The organism is Nitratireductor thuwali, from assembly GCF_036621415.1.
Lineage (GTDB): Bacteria > Pseudomonadota > Alphaproteobacteria > Rhizobiales > Rhizobiaceae > Chelativorans > Chelativorans thuwali.
Genome location: NZ_CP030941.1, coordinates 3,030,942 through 3,044,640, shown reverse-complemented (window position 1 = coordinate 3,044,640; position 13,699 = coordinate 3,030,942). Strand labels below are relative to the sequence as shown.

Sequence of the window (13,699 nt, the reverse complement as noted above, 5' to 3'; positions counted from 1 at the left end):
CAAACCATAAGGCGAGCGGCGAGGCCACCGATATGGCGGGCTGCGCTCCGCCTCAAACAGAAGAGGCCCCGGCAACGCCGGAGCCTCCTGAGTTTTCACACCGCCTGTCGAGGCGGGGTTTTTCCGGATTCTTTATTCCGCCGGTTTCGGCTTCTTCTTGAACAGGCCTATCAGATTGTCCCAGAGTTCGATCCTGGCGCCCTGGCGCTTCATGATGACGCCCTGCTGGATGATGGAGAGCAGGTTGTTCCAGGCCCAGTAGATGACGAGGCCCGCCGGGAAGGTCGCCAGCATGAAGGTGAAGACGACGGGCATCCAGTTGAAGATCATCGCCTGGGTGGGGTCCGGCGGGGTCGGGTTCATGCGCATCTGCAGGAACATGGTGACGCCCATGATGAGCGGCCAGATGCCGACCATCAGGAACGCCGGCACGTCGTAGGGAAGCAGCCCGAACAGATTGAAGATGGACGTGGGATCGGGCGCTGAAAGGTCCTGGATCCAGCCGAAGAAGGGCGCATGGCGCATCTCGATGGTAACGTAGAGCACCTTGTAGAGCGCGAAAAAGACCGGGATCTGGATGAGGATCGGCCAGCAGCCGGCGATCGGATTGATCTTCTCCTTCTTGTATAGCTCCATCATGGCCTGCTGCTGCTTCATCTTGTCGTCCGCGTATTTTTCGCGGATCTCCATCATGGCAGGCTGCACCTTCTTCATGTTCGCCATGGACTTGTAGGACTTGTTGGCGAGCGGGAAGAAGAAGAGCTTGACGATGACGGTGGTCGCCAGGATGGCAAGACCGAAATTGCCGAGCAGCTTGTAGCACCAGTCGATGAGGTAGAACATCGGCTTGGTGATGAAGTAGAACCAGCCCCAGTCGATCATCAGTTCGAACTGGCGAATGCCCTCGGCCGCCTCGTAGGCGTTGATGACGCCGACTTCCTTTGCCCCGGCAAACACGAGCGTGTCGACGGTGGTGGAACCACCGGGAGCCACGGAGAGGGGCTGGGTGAGAAAGTCCGCCTGGTAGCGCGAGCGCTGGTCGTCAAAATAGGCAAAGCGCGGCTGGAAATCCTTGCCGGCGCGCGGGACCATGGCCACCGCCCAATATTTGTCGGTGATGCCGAGCCAGCCATTGGACGACATGCCCGGCACGATGCGGCCGTCTTCCTTGGCCTCGGAATAGCTGATTTCCTGCAGCCCTTCCTCGCCGGTGACGCCGATCAAACCTTCGTGAAGGATGTAGATGCCCGAGGTTTCCGGCTCGCCGAAACGGGTGGTGCGGCCGTAGGTCCTGAGTTCGACCGGTGCGCCGCCGGCATTTTCGACCGTATCGGAAACCGTGAAGAGATAGTCTTCGTCGATGGCGATCGTGCGCCTGAAGGTCAGGCCCCGGTCGTTCTCATAGGTGAGCGTGACAGGGCTGTCGGGGGTGAGGACCGCATTCTCCGGCGCACTCCAGACCGTATCCGGGCCGGGCACGTCGCCGGTCGTCTCGCCGCCCACGAAGCCGACTTCGACATAGTAGCCGTTGGGAAGCGGGGCCGGATTGAGGAGCGTGACGTTGGGCGAATCCTTATCGACGGTGACACGGTAGTTCTTCAGGAGCAGGTCGTCGATGCGGGCGCCGGTCAGGTTGATCGAACCGGCAAGGCGCGGCGTGTCGATCCTGATACGGTCGGTGCCGGCCAGCGCCGAGGCGCGATCCGTCGGCGCACCGGCCGGCGCGCCCTGCCCGGGAATGGCGGCGTCGCCCGTCATCGCACCGCCTGCCGAGGGAATGTCGGCGGGCTGCGCGCCGTTGCCGGCCGCGGGCGAAGCTCTCTCGCCCGTCTGCTGGGCCTCGACCTGGGCGGCCTGGCGCTGTTCCTCGATACGCGGATTCATATAGAACACCTGCCATACCGTCAGAATCAGTATCGACAGCGCGATCGTGATGAGGAAATTGCGATTATTGTCCATGAACAGTCCTTGAGAGCGCCTTTCCGCGAAACCGCCGGGCAAGCTCGTCCTTCAGAGCATCGAACGGCGCGTCGAGTATGTCGCGCCGCCCGACGATCACATAGTCGGTGCCGGGCGCCATGTCACGAGCGGCATAAACGCGCGTCGCCTCGCGGAGGCGGCGGCGAATGCGATTGCGCACAACCGCGTTGCCTACTTTCCTGGTCACCGTGATGCCGAGACGCGGGGGACCTTCGTCGCCCCGGTCCAGCACTTCCAGCAGGAAAAGGCGGCCCCGCCGTTTGTCACCGCGACGGACCGCCAGAAACTCCGCGCGCTTGGTCAGACGCGCTGGAAAGGTTTGCGGCGCTTCGCCGGTCGATGGGCCAGTCAATGCCCCGGCCCCGCGCCCGCACTTAGGCGGAAAGCCGCTTGCGGCCCCGGTTGCGGCGCGCCGCAATGACACGGCGGCCACCGGAGGTAGCCATGCGCGCGCGGAAGCCATGCCGGCGCTTGCGGACGATTTTCGAGGGCTGATATGTGCGCTTCATTTATTTAAATACCGCGGAGTGCGGCCCTTCTTGGGTCTGTTCGTGGTTGGATCGTTTCGTGGAAACGATCCAACGCCTTGGTTTCACGCAACCCCGGACGGAAAACCGGTTTCCACTTTTCCTGGAGTTGCTCTAACAGGAGCGTTTCGGACCACCACGGTGGCGCAGAGACGCGCGCCGGGGCGGTCAGCCCGAACGTGCGGCGCTTATACGGAGCGTGAGGCCCCGAGTCAACGAAGGGAGCGTGGTCGTTTTAGCGACGTCGCAAAGTGTAGTCGACGACCGCCAGATCAGGATGAGTTCGGGTTGGATCAAACGCGCCCGCCATCCCGGCTCTCCCAGCGGTCGGCCGGGATGACGAGGAGAGGTGCCCAGCTTCCTCAGAGTTGAGGACGCGGGGAGTCCAGACCGACCTGAACTCATACCGATCTAGCGACGGCGCTCCATGCCCTGGCGGAACTGCTCGAAGACGTCCTTCACGTTGCGCTCGTAATCGTCGCGCGTCTTGCGGCCGGTCTCGAACATCTGGCCGAACAGGTCGTCATAGGGATTGCGCGGACGGCCGCTCGGGTTGCTCTCCGCCTGCCGGGGCCTGGCTGCCGGCTCTGGCGAAGGCGCTTGCTGCCCGGCCTTGAGGAACTCCTCGAATATCTGGCCGAGGGGGTTGTCCTGCGAACCCGGGCGGGGCTGGCCCTGCCGGGCGCCGGCGAACATTTCCTCCAGCATGCGGCCGAAAGGATTGGCGTCCTGGCCGGCAGGCGCCGACCGCGAGCTGCCGGGCTGTTGCCCCGCGCCGGGCTGCATCATCTGCTTCATGATCTCGCCCAGCAATCCGCCGCCACCCATGCCGGCGCCGCTGGCCTGCGCCTGGGGCATCTGGCCGGTCGTCTGCTTGAAGAGGCCGCCCATGATCATCGTGGCAAGCGCGGGCAGCATCTGCTTCAGGGTCTGCTCGGCGAGGCCCGTCGTCTGGGCGGCCTGTTGAGCGACCGCACGGCTGAGTTCCTTGGAGCCGAAGAGATGGCCCAGAATGCCGTCGCCTTCCGCCCTGCCCTCAGCGGAGGCGGCCCTTGCGGCATCCTCGAAATATCTGGCGTGCTGGCCGGACGACAGCGCCGCCATGAAAGCGCCGAGGCCGTTAGGGTCGGATACGTTGTGCTTGAGCCCCTGGCTGAAAGCCGGCAGCAGCGCTTCCATGGCTTGCCGGGTCTGTGCGGTGGTGAGGCCGAACTGGCCGGCCAGAACGTCGACGCCCCGGCCGTTCTGGGCGTTCTGGAGCATTTCAAACAAGGGCAACATGGCTGGCCTCCCGGATCAAAAGCGGTGGGGGAGTTTAGCGGAGAATCAGTCCATGACCTACAGTATTGGCCTGAAAATCGGAGTTGATTTCGGGAAAACACGACGTGTGGGGCCCAAAAGGATGGGCTGACGTGTCTTCACGGTTCAGGCATGGATCCTCGGGTCAGTGCCCGAGGATGACGAACGTTTGATGGATACGGCCAATCGCCAGCGTTGGCGATTGCAGGATCAGTCTCCAGGCACTCAGTAGGCGTGTTCGAGGAAGACCGGTTCTATGGAGCCGCCCCAGCGGGTGTTGAAGGCGTTGACCATTTCCTGGGCGCTCGTGGTGCCGCGGGCGACGACCTCGTCGAGCGGATTGAGGAAGCCGGTCTCGTCGAAGCCCTCGCGGTTGAAGCGGGCGCGGTTTTTCAGGCCCATGCGGGCGATGGCGAGCACTTCGCGGGCGGTCTCGCGGAGCTCGTGATTGCGGAAGGAGGCGGACAGGGCTTGCGCCGGCACGGCGTCGCGCATGGCGATGACTTCCTCAAAGCTCCAGCCTCTGGTGAGCTCTTCGGCGGCGTCGAGGGCCTCCTCGTCATAGAGCAGGCCGACCCAGAAGGCCGGCAGCGCGCAGATGCGCCGCCAGGGGCCGCCGTCGGCGCCGCGCATTTCCAGAAAGCGCTTGAGCCGCACATCGGGGAAGAGCGTGGAAAGGTGATTGGCCCAGTCGCCCATGGTCGGCATGCCGTTCGGCAATTCCTTGCGCAAGGCGCCTTTCATGAACTGGCGGAAGGTGACATGGGTGCAATCGTGGTAGCGGCCCTCGCGGATGACGAAGTACATCGGCACGTCGAGCGCCCATTCGACATAGTCCGCGAAGCCGAAATCGCTGGAGAATACGAAGGGCAACTGCCCCGAGCGCTGATTGTCGGTGTCGCGCCAGATCTCGCCGCGCCAGGACTGGAACCCGTTGAGCCGGCCTTCGGTGAAGGGCGAATTGGCGAAGAGCGCGGTGGACAGCGGCTGGAGACGCGAGGAGACCTGCATCTTGCGGCGCATGTCGGCCTCGGAGGAAAAGTCGAGATTAACCTGGATGGTGCAGGTGCGGTACATCATATCGAGGCCATGGGTGCCGACCTTGGGCATGTAGGCTGTCATGATGTCGTAGCGCGACTTGGGCATTTTGGGCGTTTCGGAAAGCCGCCATTTCGGGCTGGCGCCAAGGCCGAGGAAGCGGATGCCCAGCGGCTCGGCGATCTCGCGCAGCTGCGCCAGATGGGCGTTGCCCTCGCGGCAGGTCTGGTGCAGCGTTTCGAGCGTGGCGCCCGAAAGCTCGAACTGGCCGCCGGGCTCGAGGGAGATGGCGCCCTGCCCGGTCGGCTCCACCAGGCCGATGATGCGGCCGGCATCCTCGATCGGGTCCCAGCCGAGCGTGCGCCGCATGCCTTCCAGCAGAGCCTTGATGCCGCGCTCGCCTTCATAGGGAACGGGGCGGTTGCCATCCACATAGAACGGAAACTTCTCGTGCTCCGTGCCGATGCGCCATGCCTTGGGAGGCTTGCAGCCGGCGGCGATATAGGAGACCAACTCGTCAATCTTTTCGATCGGCTGATCGTCGGTCGTGTCGCGCGCCATTGAACCGGGCCCTTTCCTTTTTCCGTCCCTCAAGCGCCGGGCGGGCGCCTCCGCGCCCCTGGCTTACGGTGCACGAGCGCCGCCGGCCGGTCGGCCTTGCCATTTTCGGTGGGCGAAAATGGTAATCACCGCCCGGCCTGCGGCTTTTCGGGTCGATGCGTATCTTTCGCCGCCTGATTGGCGAAAGGCCGGGGCGCAATCAAGCGAAAAGTTCTGAACCATGGTTCAAGCCGGCGCATCGCGCCAATCACCGGCCGCTGCCTGAATGACCGCCAGGGCGGCGACGGCCGCCGTATCGGCCCTCAGAATACGCGGGCCGAGCGGGATGGGCACCACAAAGGGCAGGTCGCGCAGCATCTGCCTCTCCTGGTCGGAGAAGCCGCCTTCCGGCCCGACGAGGAGCCCGAGCTTGCGCCCGGCAAGCCCTGATAGCGTATCGACAGGATTGTCGGACGGGGCATCCTCGTCGCAGAAGACGAGCGCGCGCCCGGGCTCCCATTCCGCCAGCAGCCGGTCGAGCTTCACGGGCTCGAAAAGCTCGGGAACGGAGAGGATGCCGCATTGTTCGGCCGCCTCGATCACATTTGCCTGAAGGCGCTGGATGCCCGGCTTGGGCACCTGGGTGTGCTGGGTAATGACGGGCTGGAGGATGCCGGCGCCCATCTCGACAGCCTTTTGGACGAGGTAGTCCAACCTTCCCTTCTTGATGGGAGCGAAGCAGTAGAAGAGGTCGGGAGGGGCCGACTGCGGGCGGGTCTGCTCGCGGACAGCGAGCGTGGCCTTCTTCCTGGCCGCTCCGGCCAATTCCGCCAGCCATTCGCCGTCGCGCCCGTTGAAGACGAGCAGCCGCCCGCCCTCGCGCATGCGCAGGACGTTCAACAGGTAGTGCGCCTGATCCGCGGCCAGATCGAAGGACGCCCCCGCGGCAAGGCCTTCGGGCACAAAGAGGCGCTGCATCTTGTAGTTGGCTCTCATGACCGCTTGATGCGGCGCTGGTGGCTCGGGGTCAAGTGCGGTCCTCCACAGGCGCCGTCGGGTGCCATACGGGTTGATAGCCGGCGGCGAGCGCGGCGCGCGTGGCGGAAGGCGTGACGATGGAAATCACGGCCGGCAGGGCGCCGGGCCGCGGCTTGCCGTAACCATCGAAGGACCAGGGCAGGAGCAAGCCCGCGCGCAGCGCATAGGCAGTGCCACCGGACGCGACGACCGTAGCGTCCGGCAGGCGATGCAACTCCTCCGGCTCCACAGTTTCGCGGCTTCCGGCCGAGGCCCATCGCTGGGCGTGCAGCAGGGCGTCGATCTCGGGAGCGCGAATGCCGGGGCGATGCAGGGCCTGCGCGAGGCACCGGCTGAACCGTTTCGCCCGTTCCCTGCGGCAGTAGAAGCATGGGCGATGGCCGGCAGCCAGGGCGGTCACCTCGTCGAGGAAGAAGAGCTCGGTCCAGCCGGCGCCGCCGCGGGGGGCATTGCGGCCCATAACCTCGCGGCTGCGGCCGCGGAACGCGCACTCGCAGACGATCCAGGCACGGCTCGTCCAGCGCCGCTTCAGGAGCGTGCGCGAATCGGGATCGTGGATCACGCCGCGATTGCCCGTGAAGAGACCGCGCGCCGGGGTGCTGTGGATTTCGCCGAAGGGATCGACCCGGTTCTGGAGAGGCATGCGGGACCCTAGTTGCAGGCAAGTCACATCGGGATTGCAAAAGTCACGAACAATAACAGAAACCGGCTTGTCATTTTTTAGGAATAGCAGCAATTGGCGCGTCGTCTCCGACCTCGAGTCGCTGCCATTCAACCCGATACGCGGAACGTTTTCGTAACCTGCCGTATCGTAAGCTGTTGCCCAACGAGTAGAACCCAAATGAGCCTCATGCGCGCTGCCGTTCTTTCCCTGATGATGCTCACCGCCGTTGCAGCCAGCGGCGCCGGCATCTATGCGGCGACCGCATCGGGAACCCAGGCGACGACAGACGGCTACGGCATTACTGCGTTTACCCAATAGAACCGCGCACGACTTCCAGCAGCCTCTTTCGCTTCCCCTCGAACATCATTGCCGTCAGGCGACCGGACGTCCAGGCGCCGGTGTCCAGATTGACGCGGTTGGGAAGGATCTCCGCCGCTGCGACGGGCGTGTGGCCATGGACGACGACTTTCGGATGGAGGCCGGCATGACGGTGGAAACTCTGCCTTATCCAGACGAGATCCTGAGGCGACTGCTCTTCGAGCGGCACGCCGGGGCGAATGCCCGCATGGCAGAAGAAGAAGTCGCCGTGACTGGCCGAGAATGAGAGGCTGCGCAGGAACCTCAAATGGGCCTCGGGAATGGCCTGCAGCAGGCGGGCGTGGCTGCGCATCAGGCCGGAATGCGAGCCGAAATCCGGCTCCACGCCATAGGACCGCGCCGTCGTCTCGCCGCCATTGTTGACGAAAAGCCCGTCCAGGCCGGGCTGGTCCAGAAAGTCCAGCAGTCCGACATCGTGGTTGCCGGCCAGGGCGACAACGCGCGGCTCCTCGCGCGTGACGCGCGACAGGAACTCGAGGACGTCACTTTCGGCCCCGCCCCGGTCGACATAGTCGCCCAGGTAGATCAGCCGCCAATCGGCGGGGCGGTCCTCGACGATCTGCGCCATGATGCGGCGGTGCATCTCGACCAGAAGATCGTGACGGCCGTGAATATCGCCGACGGCATAAAGGCGCATGCCCTCGGGCGTGGATGCATCGTCGAAGTGAATGCCGCCGTCACCCCTCATCGACCACGATCAGATGCAGGGCGCGCGGCCCGTGGGCGCCCAAAAGCAGCTTCTGCTCGATGTCGCCAGAACGCGAGGGGCCCGTGACGAGATTGAGCGTCCTTGGCATCTGTCCCTTCCCGAAGGTCTGTCTGAGACGGTCGAACACCGCTTCCAAGTCGCCGGCGATATCGCCGGCCTTGACGACAACGATATGGTGCTCGGGCAGGAAATTGACAGTGGTCGGATTGTCCTGGCCCGAGTGAAGGGCAACGGTGCCGGTCTCGGCCACGCCGGCATAGGCGTGGCTGACGCCGACCTCGTCGTCCGGCCCGGCCGGGCCGTGCGTGACTTCGAGGGATCTGGCCTTTTCCCAGGGCATCGCCGCCAGCCGCTCATCCGCGCCCATGCGCACCGAGGCCGGCAGGTTCTTCGAACGCAGATATTCGACCACGGCGGCCGGCACGTTCGCATCCTTCTTCACGCGCTTGACGGTGGCCGATACCTTTTCCGCCATCTGGCAGAACATCTCGATCCGCTCCTTGCCGCCGAGCTGGCCGCGGGCGGGTATGACGCCCTTGGGCGCGGCGTCGAGGCGGCCGGCCACGCTCCTTCTGCGAGCGGCATCGTCGCCGGCCGCGCCGAGCGAGGCCCGCACCTTGCCCAGGATCGCGTCGCGGCCGCTCATGCCGAACCTCCCTGCTTCAGCGTTTCCCGGTCGCGCCATTGCTGCATGAAGGTCCTGCTTTCGGGGGCCGGCAGGTCGCGATGCCTGGTCCAGCCTCCGGCAAAGGGCAGATAGCCGAACCTGCCGCGCCGGCCGGCCAGAAGGGACAGGCCAGGAATGGCGAACGACGTTGCCAGTTGATAGAGCCTCGGGTGGCGGGCGAACCAGGCCCAGGCGCGCAGCCCGTAGCGCTGGGTCGCCGGGTTGAGGCGGCGCGAGAATTCGCGCTCGCGCCAGTGCCGCATCATCCTGGGTAGCGGGATGCGCATGGGACAGACGGCCTCGCAGCGGCCGCAGAAGGTGGAGGCGTTGGGCAGGTGGCCGCTCTTGTCGACACCGATCAGCGACGGGGTGAGCACCGCGCCCATGGGGCCCGGATAGACCCAGCCATAGGCGTGGCCGCCGACCGCGTGATAGACGGGGCAATGGTTCATGCAGGCGCCGCAGCGGATGCAGCGCAGCATGTCCTGGAACTCGCTGCCCAGCATGGACGAGCGGCCGTTGTCGAGCAGGATGACGTGATATTCCTCCGGGCCGTCGGGATCGTCGGGCCGGCGCGGGCCGGTGGAGAAGGTGGTGTAGACGCTCATGTCCTGGCCCGTGGCCGAGCGGGCGAGCACGCGCAGGATCTGCCCCACATCGTCCAGCGTCGGCACGATCTTCTCGATCGAGGCGACGACGATGTGCACCTTCGGCAGCGTCTGGGTGAGGTCGCCATTGCCCTCATTGGTGACGATGACGGAAGTACCGCTCTCGGCGACAAGGAAATTGGCGCCGGTGATGCCCACGTCGGCGGCGAAATATTCCGCCCGCAGGACACGGCGCGCCTCCGCCAGGAGCGTCTCGGGCTCGGTCAGGTCGCGGCCCTCGGGCAGATGGGTGTGCACCCGTCTGAAATCCTCCTCCACCTGCTCCTTGTTGAGATGGACGGCGGGGGCGATGATGTGGCTGGGATGCTCGCCGCGGAGCTGGATGATGTATTCGCCCAGATCGGTCTCGACGGGGCGGATACCGTTTTCCTCAAAGAAATCGTTCAGGCCGATCTCCTCGGTGATCATCGATTTGCCCTTGGTGACCGTGCGGGCGCCGGCGGCCCGGCAAATGCCGAGGATGGCCTTGCGCGCATCCTCCGCCGTTTCGGCCCAATGCACCTTGCCGCCTGCCGCGGTGACCTTTTCCTCATAGGCTTCCAGGTAAAGATCGAGATGAGCCAGCGCGTGGTCCTTGATGTCGCGGGCCGAATCGCGCAGCGCATCAAATTCGGGCAGCGCGTCGACCGCCTTGATGCGCTTGTCGATGAAGCCCAGACGCACATTGCCGAGCGCCTTTTGCAACTGGACATTGGATAGCGCGCCGCGCGCGTTCTTCTTGAAACTGGGTGACGTGATCTGCATCAGCTTTTCCCCCCGCCGATGGACGGCTTGTCGTCGAGGCCGGCCAGAATCTCGGCGACGTGGCGCACCCTGACGCTGCTGCCTTCGCGCTGAAGCTTGCCGGCCATGTTCATGAGGCAGCCGAGGTCGCCGGCCAGAAGCGTCTCGGCGCCCGAAGCGTCGATATTGGCCGCCTTCTCCGTGACGATCTTGTTGGAGATGTCGGGATATTTGACGCAGAAAGTGCCGCCGAAGCCGCAGCACACGTCGCTGTCGCGCATTTCCTTGAGCTTCAGACCCGAGACGGTGGCGAGCAGGCGGCGCGGCTGGTCCCTTACCTTGAGTTCGCGCAGGCCCGAGCAGGAATCGTGATAGGTGACGGTTCCCTCGTGACGGGCCGCGACCTTCTCCATGCCCATCACGTCGACGAGGAAGCTCATCAGCTCATGCACCTTGGCCGAGAAAGCTTCGGCGCGGTCCTGCCAGTCGCCGTCCTTGAAGAGCGCCGGGTAATGCTTCTTCAGCATGCCGGCGCAGGAGCCCGACGGCGCGACGATATAATCGTAGTCCTCGAAGGTCTCGATCGTGTTCCTGGCGATGGCGATGGCATCAGTGCGGTCGCCGGAATTATAGGCCGGCTGACCGCAGCAGGTCTGCGCCATGGGTACCTCGACACGGCAGCCGGCGTCCTCCAGGAGCTTGACCGACGCAAAGCCGACGCTGGGCCGGAAAAGGTCGACAAGGCAGGTCACGAACAGGCCGACGCGGGGGGGCTGGTGGTCGCTTTCAGACAATGGACTATCCTGTTGCTTGCTACTAGGTCGCGGCGGACCGCTTGCTACTACGGGCTGGTTTGGTGGAATTTTCGGAGCGCTGGCGCAGGCGCATGGCGGAGATGCGTTCCCACTCGCCGGTGCGCTCGGCCTCCGCGCTGGCCCGCTCGACAAAGGCGATGTGGCTGACCGCCGCGGCGCGCGCGGCCTCGGGATCGCCGTCGCGGATGGCCTCGTAGATGGCCAGGTGCTGGGCAAGAAGCTGTTCGCGGGCGCCCGGCAGATCGTAGACCTTGGCGCGGTTGTAGAACACGCCCTCCGCCAAAAGCCGATAGCACGAGCGCAGCGTGTGCATGAGCACGAAATTGTGGGTGCACTCGCTGACGGCGTTGTGGAACTCAGCGTCGATCTCGACCTCGATGTCAAAGTCGCCGTTGCGATGGGCCTTTTGCATGCGCTCCACGAGACCGGCCAGCAAGGCCTTGTCGGCGGGCGTGGCGCGGCGGGCGGCCATCTCGGCGGCGACGGCCTCCACCTCGCGGCGGTATTCCAGATAGTCGGCGGTCGCCTTGGGATGGGTGGCGATCAACTCGCGCATCGGCTTGGCGAAAACCTCGCCGACGATGTTGCCGACGAAAGTGCCGCCGCCCTGGCGCGTGACGAGCAGGCCGCGCGCTTCCAGCGCCTTCAGCGCATCCCGCAAAATGGGGCGGGAGACCTGCATCTCGGCGGCCAGCTCCCGCTCCGCCGGCAAGCGGTCCCCGTCGCGCAGGACGCCTTCAAGGATCAGCGCCTCGATCTGGCGCGTCACCTCGTCGGCGGTGCGCGAATGCTCTATTCTTGTAAAAATCGTGGTCACTGAGCCGGAACCGCTGGAGCGAGATTTCATTGCCATTCTAGGATCAGGAGCGCTTTTTGGTCAAATGTTTTGTCCACAGTACGCGGCACGGATGGGCGTTGCCGGTTGGCCTATGGGCCTTTTCCCGCGGCCCTGAGTCCAGAGAGTCCGCAAGCCCCGGGTACAGAAGGTGGCCGCACGATCTTTGACCGCAACGTAACGGCATAGCGATGGCGTGCCCGCATCGACAGAACGATGTTGATTATCGTGGAACAAATCGGTAATTTTCCTTTACCAATTGGAGTGCGCCATGTCCGGACCCGTAATGCCGAAGGCCGATGCCGCCACGATGAAGCGGCGCGAGGAGATCGTCGCCGACATGCGCGTCATCGTGCCGGGAGAAGGGGTGGTCGACGCGGCCAACGAGATGCGCGTGTTCGAGAGCGACGGGCTGACGGCCTATCGCCAGTTGCCGCTGGTGGTGGTGCTTCCGGAGACGACGCGCCAAGTGGCGCGAATTCTCAAATATTGCAACGAGCGAAATATCCGCGTGGTGCCCCGCGGCTCCGGCACATCCCTTTCCGGCGGAGCGCTGCCGCTGGAGGATGCGGTGCTTTTGGTGATGAGCCGGTTCAACCGCATCCTCGATATCGATCTGGCCAACCGCGCCGTGGTGGCGCAGCCCGGCGTGACCAATCTCGGTATCACCCATGCGGTGGAGCAGGAAGGCTTTTACTATGCGCCCGACCCTTCCTCGCAGATCGCCTGCTCCATCGGCGGCAATGTGGCGGAAAACTCGGGCGGGGTGCATTGCCTGAAATACGGGCTGACGACGAACAACATCCTGGGCGTCGAGATGGTGCTGATCAATGGCGACATCGTCCGGCTGGGCGGCAAGCATCTGGACGCCGAGGGCTACGACCTTCTGGGCCTGATGACGGGATCCGAGGGGCTTCTGGGCGTGGTGACGGAAGTGACCGTGCGCGTGCTCAAGAAGCCGGAAACGGCGCGGGCGATGCTGATCGGCTTTCCCTCCAGCGAGGCGGCGGGGCAGTGCGTGGCCGACATCATCGGCGCCGGCATCATTCCCGGCGGCATGGAGATGATGGACAGGCCGGCCATCCACGCGGCGGAGGATTTCGTGCATGCCGGCTACCCGCTGGACGTGGAGGCGCTGCTGATCGTGGAACTCGACGGGCCGCAGGCCGAGGTCGACCATCTGATCGGGCGGGTGGAGAAGATCGCCGGCGATAACGGCGCGACCACCAGCCGCGTTTCCCATTCCGACGAGGAAAGGGCCGCCTTCTGGGCCGGGCGCAAGGCCGCCTTTCCGGCGGTGGGGCGCATCTCGCCGGACTATTACTGCATGGATGGCACGATCCCGCGCAAGGAACTGCCGCGCGTTCTGGCGGGCATGCGCGAACTGTCGGAGAAATACGGGCTGCGCGTGGCCAATGTGTTTCACGCGGGCGACGGCAATCTGCACCCGCTCATCCTCTACGACGCCAACGAGCCGGGCGAACTGGAGCGGGCCGAGGATTTCGGCGCCGATATCCTGCGGCTTTGCGTCAAGGTGGGCGGGGTGCTGACCGGCGAGCACGGCGTCGGCGTGGAAAAGCGCGACCTGATGCCGGAGATGTTCACCGAAGACGACCTCAACCAGCAAATCCGCGTCAAATGCGCCTTCGATCCGAACCATCTGCTCAACCCCGGCAAGGTGTTCCCGCAGCTTCACCGCTGCGCGGAACTGGGGCGGATGCATATCCACCGCGGCCGGGTGCCGTTTCCGGAGCTGGAGCGGTTCTGACATTGAAAGTAAGGGAAAATTGCCTTACTTTCAATCGCAGATATGGAGAC

At 64.8% G+C, this 13,699-nt stretch carries 14 protein-coding genes; 2 read left to right on the top strand and 12 right to left on the bottom strand.

What is annotated here, in order from left to right:
* Positions 1-132: 132 nt before the first annotated feature.
* The 7 genes from yidC to NTH_RS14710 all read right to left on the bottom strand — a co-directional run bounded on the left by yidC (position 133) and on the right by NTH_RS14710 (position 7,065).
* Positions 133-1,959, bottom strand: coding sequence for a membrane protein insertase YidC (yidC, locus tag NTH_RS14740; RefSeq protein WP_338530715.1), 1,827 nt, complete (start codon positions 1,957-1,959; stop codon positions 133-135).
* A complete protein-coding gene (gene rnpA / locus NTH_RS14735; protein WP_338530714.1) occupies positions 1,949-2,332 on the bottom strand; it encodes a ribonuclease P protein component in 384 nt (127 codons plus the stop codon). Before rnpA ends, yidC begins: the two co-directional genes overlap by 11 nt.
* Positions 2,333-2,354: 22 nt before the next feature.
* Entirely contained in the window at positions 2,355-2,489 is a 135-nt protein-coding gene (gene rpmH, locus NTH_RS14730; RefSeq protein WP_265516593.1) for a 50S ribosomal protein L34, read from the bottom strand.
* Between the two features lie 429 nt (positions 2,490-2,918).
* Positions 2,919-3,788: a DUF937 domain-containing protein gene (locus NTH_RS14725; RefSeq protein WP_338530713.1), complete on the bottom strand. Its 870-nt coding sequence runs from the start codon at positions 3,786-3,788 to the stop codon at positions 2,919-2,921.
* Positions 3,789-4,031: 243 nt separating this feature from the next.
* Positions 4,032-5,405 (bottom strand): glutamate--cysteine ligase, encoded by a 1,374-nt coding sequence (locus tag NTH_RS14720; protein WP_338530712.1) that lies wholly within the window; start codon positions 5,403-5,405, stop codon positions 4,032-4,034.
* A gap of 225 nt (positions 5,406-5,630) precedes the next feature.
* Positions 5,631-6,380 (bottom strand): 16S rRNA (uracil(1498)-N(3))-methyltransferase, encoded by a 750-nt coding sequence (locus tag NTH_RS14715; RefSeq protein ID WP_338530711.1) that lies wholly within the window; start codon positions 6,378-6,380, stop codon positions 5,631-5,633.
* Positions 6,381-6,411: 31 nt separating this feature from the next.
* A complete protein-coding gene (locus NTH_RS14710; RefSeq protein ID WP_338530710.1) occupies positions 6,412-7,065 on the bottom strand; it encodes a hypothetical protein in 654 nt (217 codons plus the stop codon).
* 198 nt (positions 7,066-7,263) lie between these two features.
* On the opposite strand from NTH_RS14710, the gene NTH_RS14705 reads away from it, so the two are divergent.
* Complete coding sequence (locus NTH_RS14705) at positions 7,264-7,404, top strand: hypothetical protein (protein WP_338530709.1); 141 nt, start codon at positions 7,264-7,266, stop codon at positions 7,402-7,404.
* Here the strand turns inward: NTH_RS14705 and NTH_RS14700 are convergent.
* Genes NTH_RS14700 through NTH_RS14680 form a run of 5 tightly spaced genes read right to left on the bottom strand, consistent with a single transcriptional unit; the run spans position 7,394 to position 11,863 of the window.
* Positions 7,394-8,152 (bottom strand): metallophosphoesterase, encoded by a 759-nt coding sequence (locus NTH_RS14700; protein ID WP_338530708.1) that lies wholly within the window; start codon positions 8,150-8,152, stop codon positions 7,394-7,396. The two genes, NTH_RS14705 and NTH_RS14700, sit on opposite strands and share 11 nt — an antisense overlap.
* Complete coding sequence (locus tag NTH_RS14695; RefSeq protein WP_338530707.1) at positions 8,142-8,819, bottom strand: LutC/YkgG family protein; 678 nt, start codon at positions 8,817-8,819, stop codon at positions 8,142-8,144. The genes NTH_RS14700 and NTH_RS14695 overlap by 11 nt, the downstream gene beginning before the upstream one ends.
* Positions 8,816-10,252: a LutB/LldF family L-lactate oxidation iron-sulfur protein gene (locus NTH_RS14690; RefSeq protein WP_338530706.1), complete on the bottom strand. Its 1,437-nt coding sequence runs from the start codon at positions 10,250-10,252 to the stop codon at positions 8,816-8,818. The genes NTH_RS14695 and NTH_RS14690 overlap by 4 nt, the downstream gene beginning before the upstream one ends.
* Positions 10,252-11,025: a (Fe-S)-binding protein gene (locus NTH_RS14685; protein ID WP_338530705.1), complete on the bottom strand. Its 774-nt coding sequence runs from the start codon at positions 11,023-11,025 to the stop codon at positions 10,252-10,254. Before NTH_RS14685 ends, NTH_RS14690 begins: the two co-directional genes overlap by 1 nt.
* A gap of 22 nt (positions 11,026-11,047) precedes the next feature.
* Positions 11,048-11,863: a FadR/GntR family transcriptional regulator gene (locus NTH_RS14680; protein WP_338530704.1), complete on the bottom strand. Its 816-nt coding sequence runs from the start codon at positions 11,861-11,863 to the stop codon at positions 11,048-11,050.
* 289 nt (positions 11,864-12,152) lie between these two features.
* Here NTH_RS14680 and NTH_RS14675 point away from each other — a divergent pair, with 289 nt between their 5' ends.
* Positions 12,153-13,649 carry an FAD-linked oxidase C-terminal domain-containing protein gene (locus tag NTH_RS14675; RefSeq protein WP_338530703.1) on the top strand — a complete coding sequence of 499 codons (1,497 nt, stop codon included), beginning with the start codon at positions 12,153-12,155 and terminating at the stop codon, positions 13,647-13,649.
* Positions 13,650-13,699: the final 50 nt, after the last annotated feature.

Coding starts and splice junctions, on each gene's coding strand:
- yidC (WP_338530715.1), bottom strand. CDS start 1,959: ATGGACAATAATCGCAATTTCCTCATCACGATCGCGCTGTCGATACTG.
- rpmH (WP_265516593.1), bottom strand. CDS start 2,489: ATGAAGCGCACATATCAGCCCTCGAAAATCGTCCGCAAGCGCCGGCAT.
- NTH_RS14725 (WP_338530713.1), bottom strand. CDS start 3,788: ATGTTGCCCTTGTTTGAAATGCTCCAGAACGCCCAGAACGGCCGGGGC.
- NTH_RS14720 (WP_338530712.1), bottom strand. CDS start 5,405: ATGGCGCGCGACACGACCGACGATCAGCCGATCGAAAAGATTGACGAG.
- NTH_RS14715 (WP_338530711.1), bottom strand. CDS start 6,380: ATGAGAGCCAACTACAAGATGCAGCGCCTCTTTGTGCCCGAAGGCCTT.
- NTH_RS14710 (WP_338530710.1), bottom strand. CDS start 7,065: ATGCCTCTCCAGAACCGGGTCGATCCCTTCGGCGAAATCCACAGCACC.
- NTH_RS14705 (WP_338530709.1), top strand. CDS start 7,264: ATGAGCCTCATGCGCGCTGCCGTTCTTTCCCTGATGATGCTCACCGCC.
- NTH_RS14700 (WP_338530708.1), bottom strand. CDS start 8,152: ATGAGGGGTGACGGCGGCATTCACTTCGACGATGCATCCACGCCCGAG.
- NTH_RS14695 (WP_338530707.1), bottom strand. CDS start 8,819: ATGAGCGGCCGCGACGCGATCCTGGGCAAGGTGCGGGCCTCGCTCGGC.
- NTH_RS14690 (WP_338530706.1), bottom strand. CDS start 10,252: ATGCAGATCACGTCACCCAGTTTCAAGAAGAACGCGCGCGGCGCGCTA.
- NTH_RS14675 (WP_338530703.1), top strand. CDS start 12,153: ATGTCCGGACCCGTAATGCCGAAGGCCGATGCCGCCACGATGAAGCGG.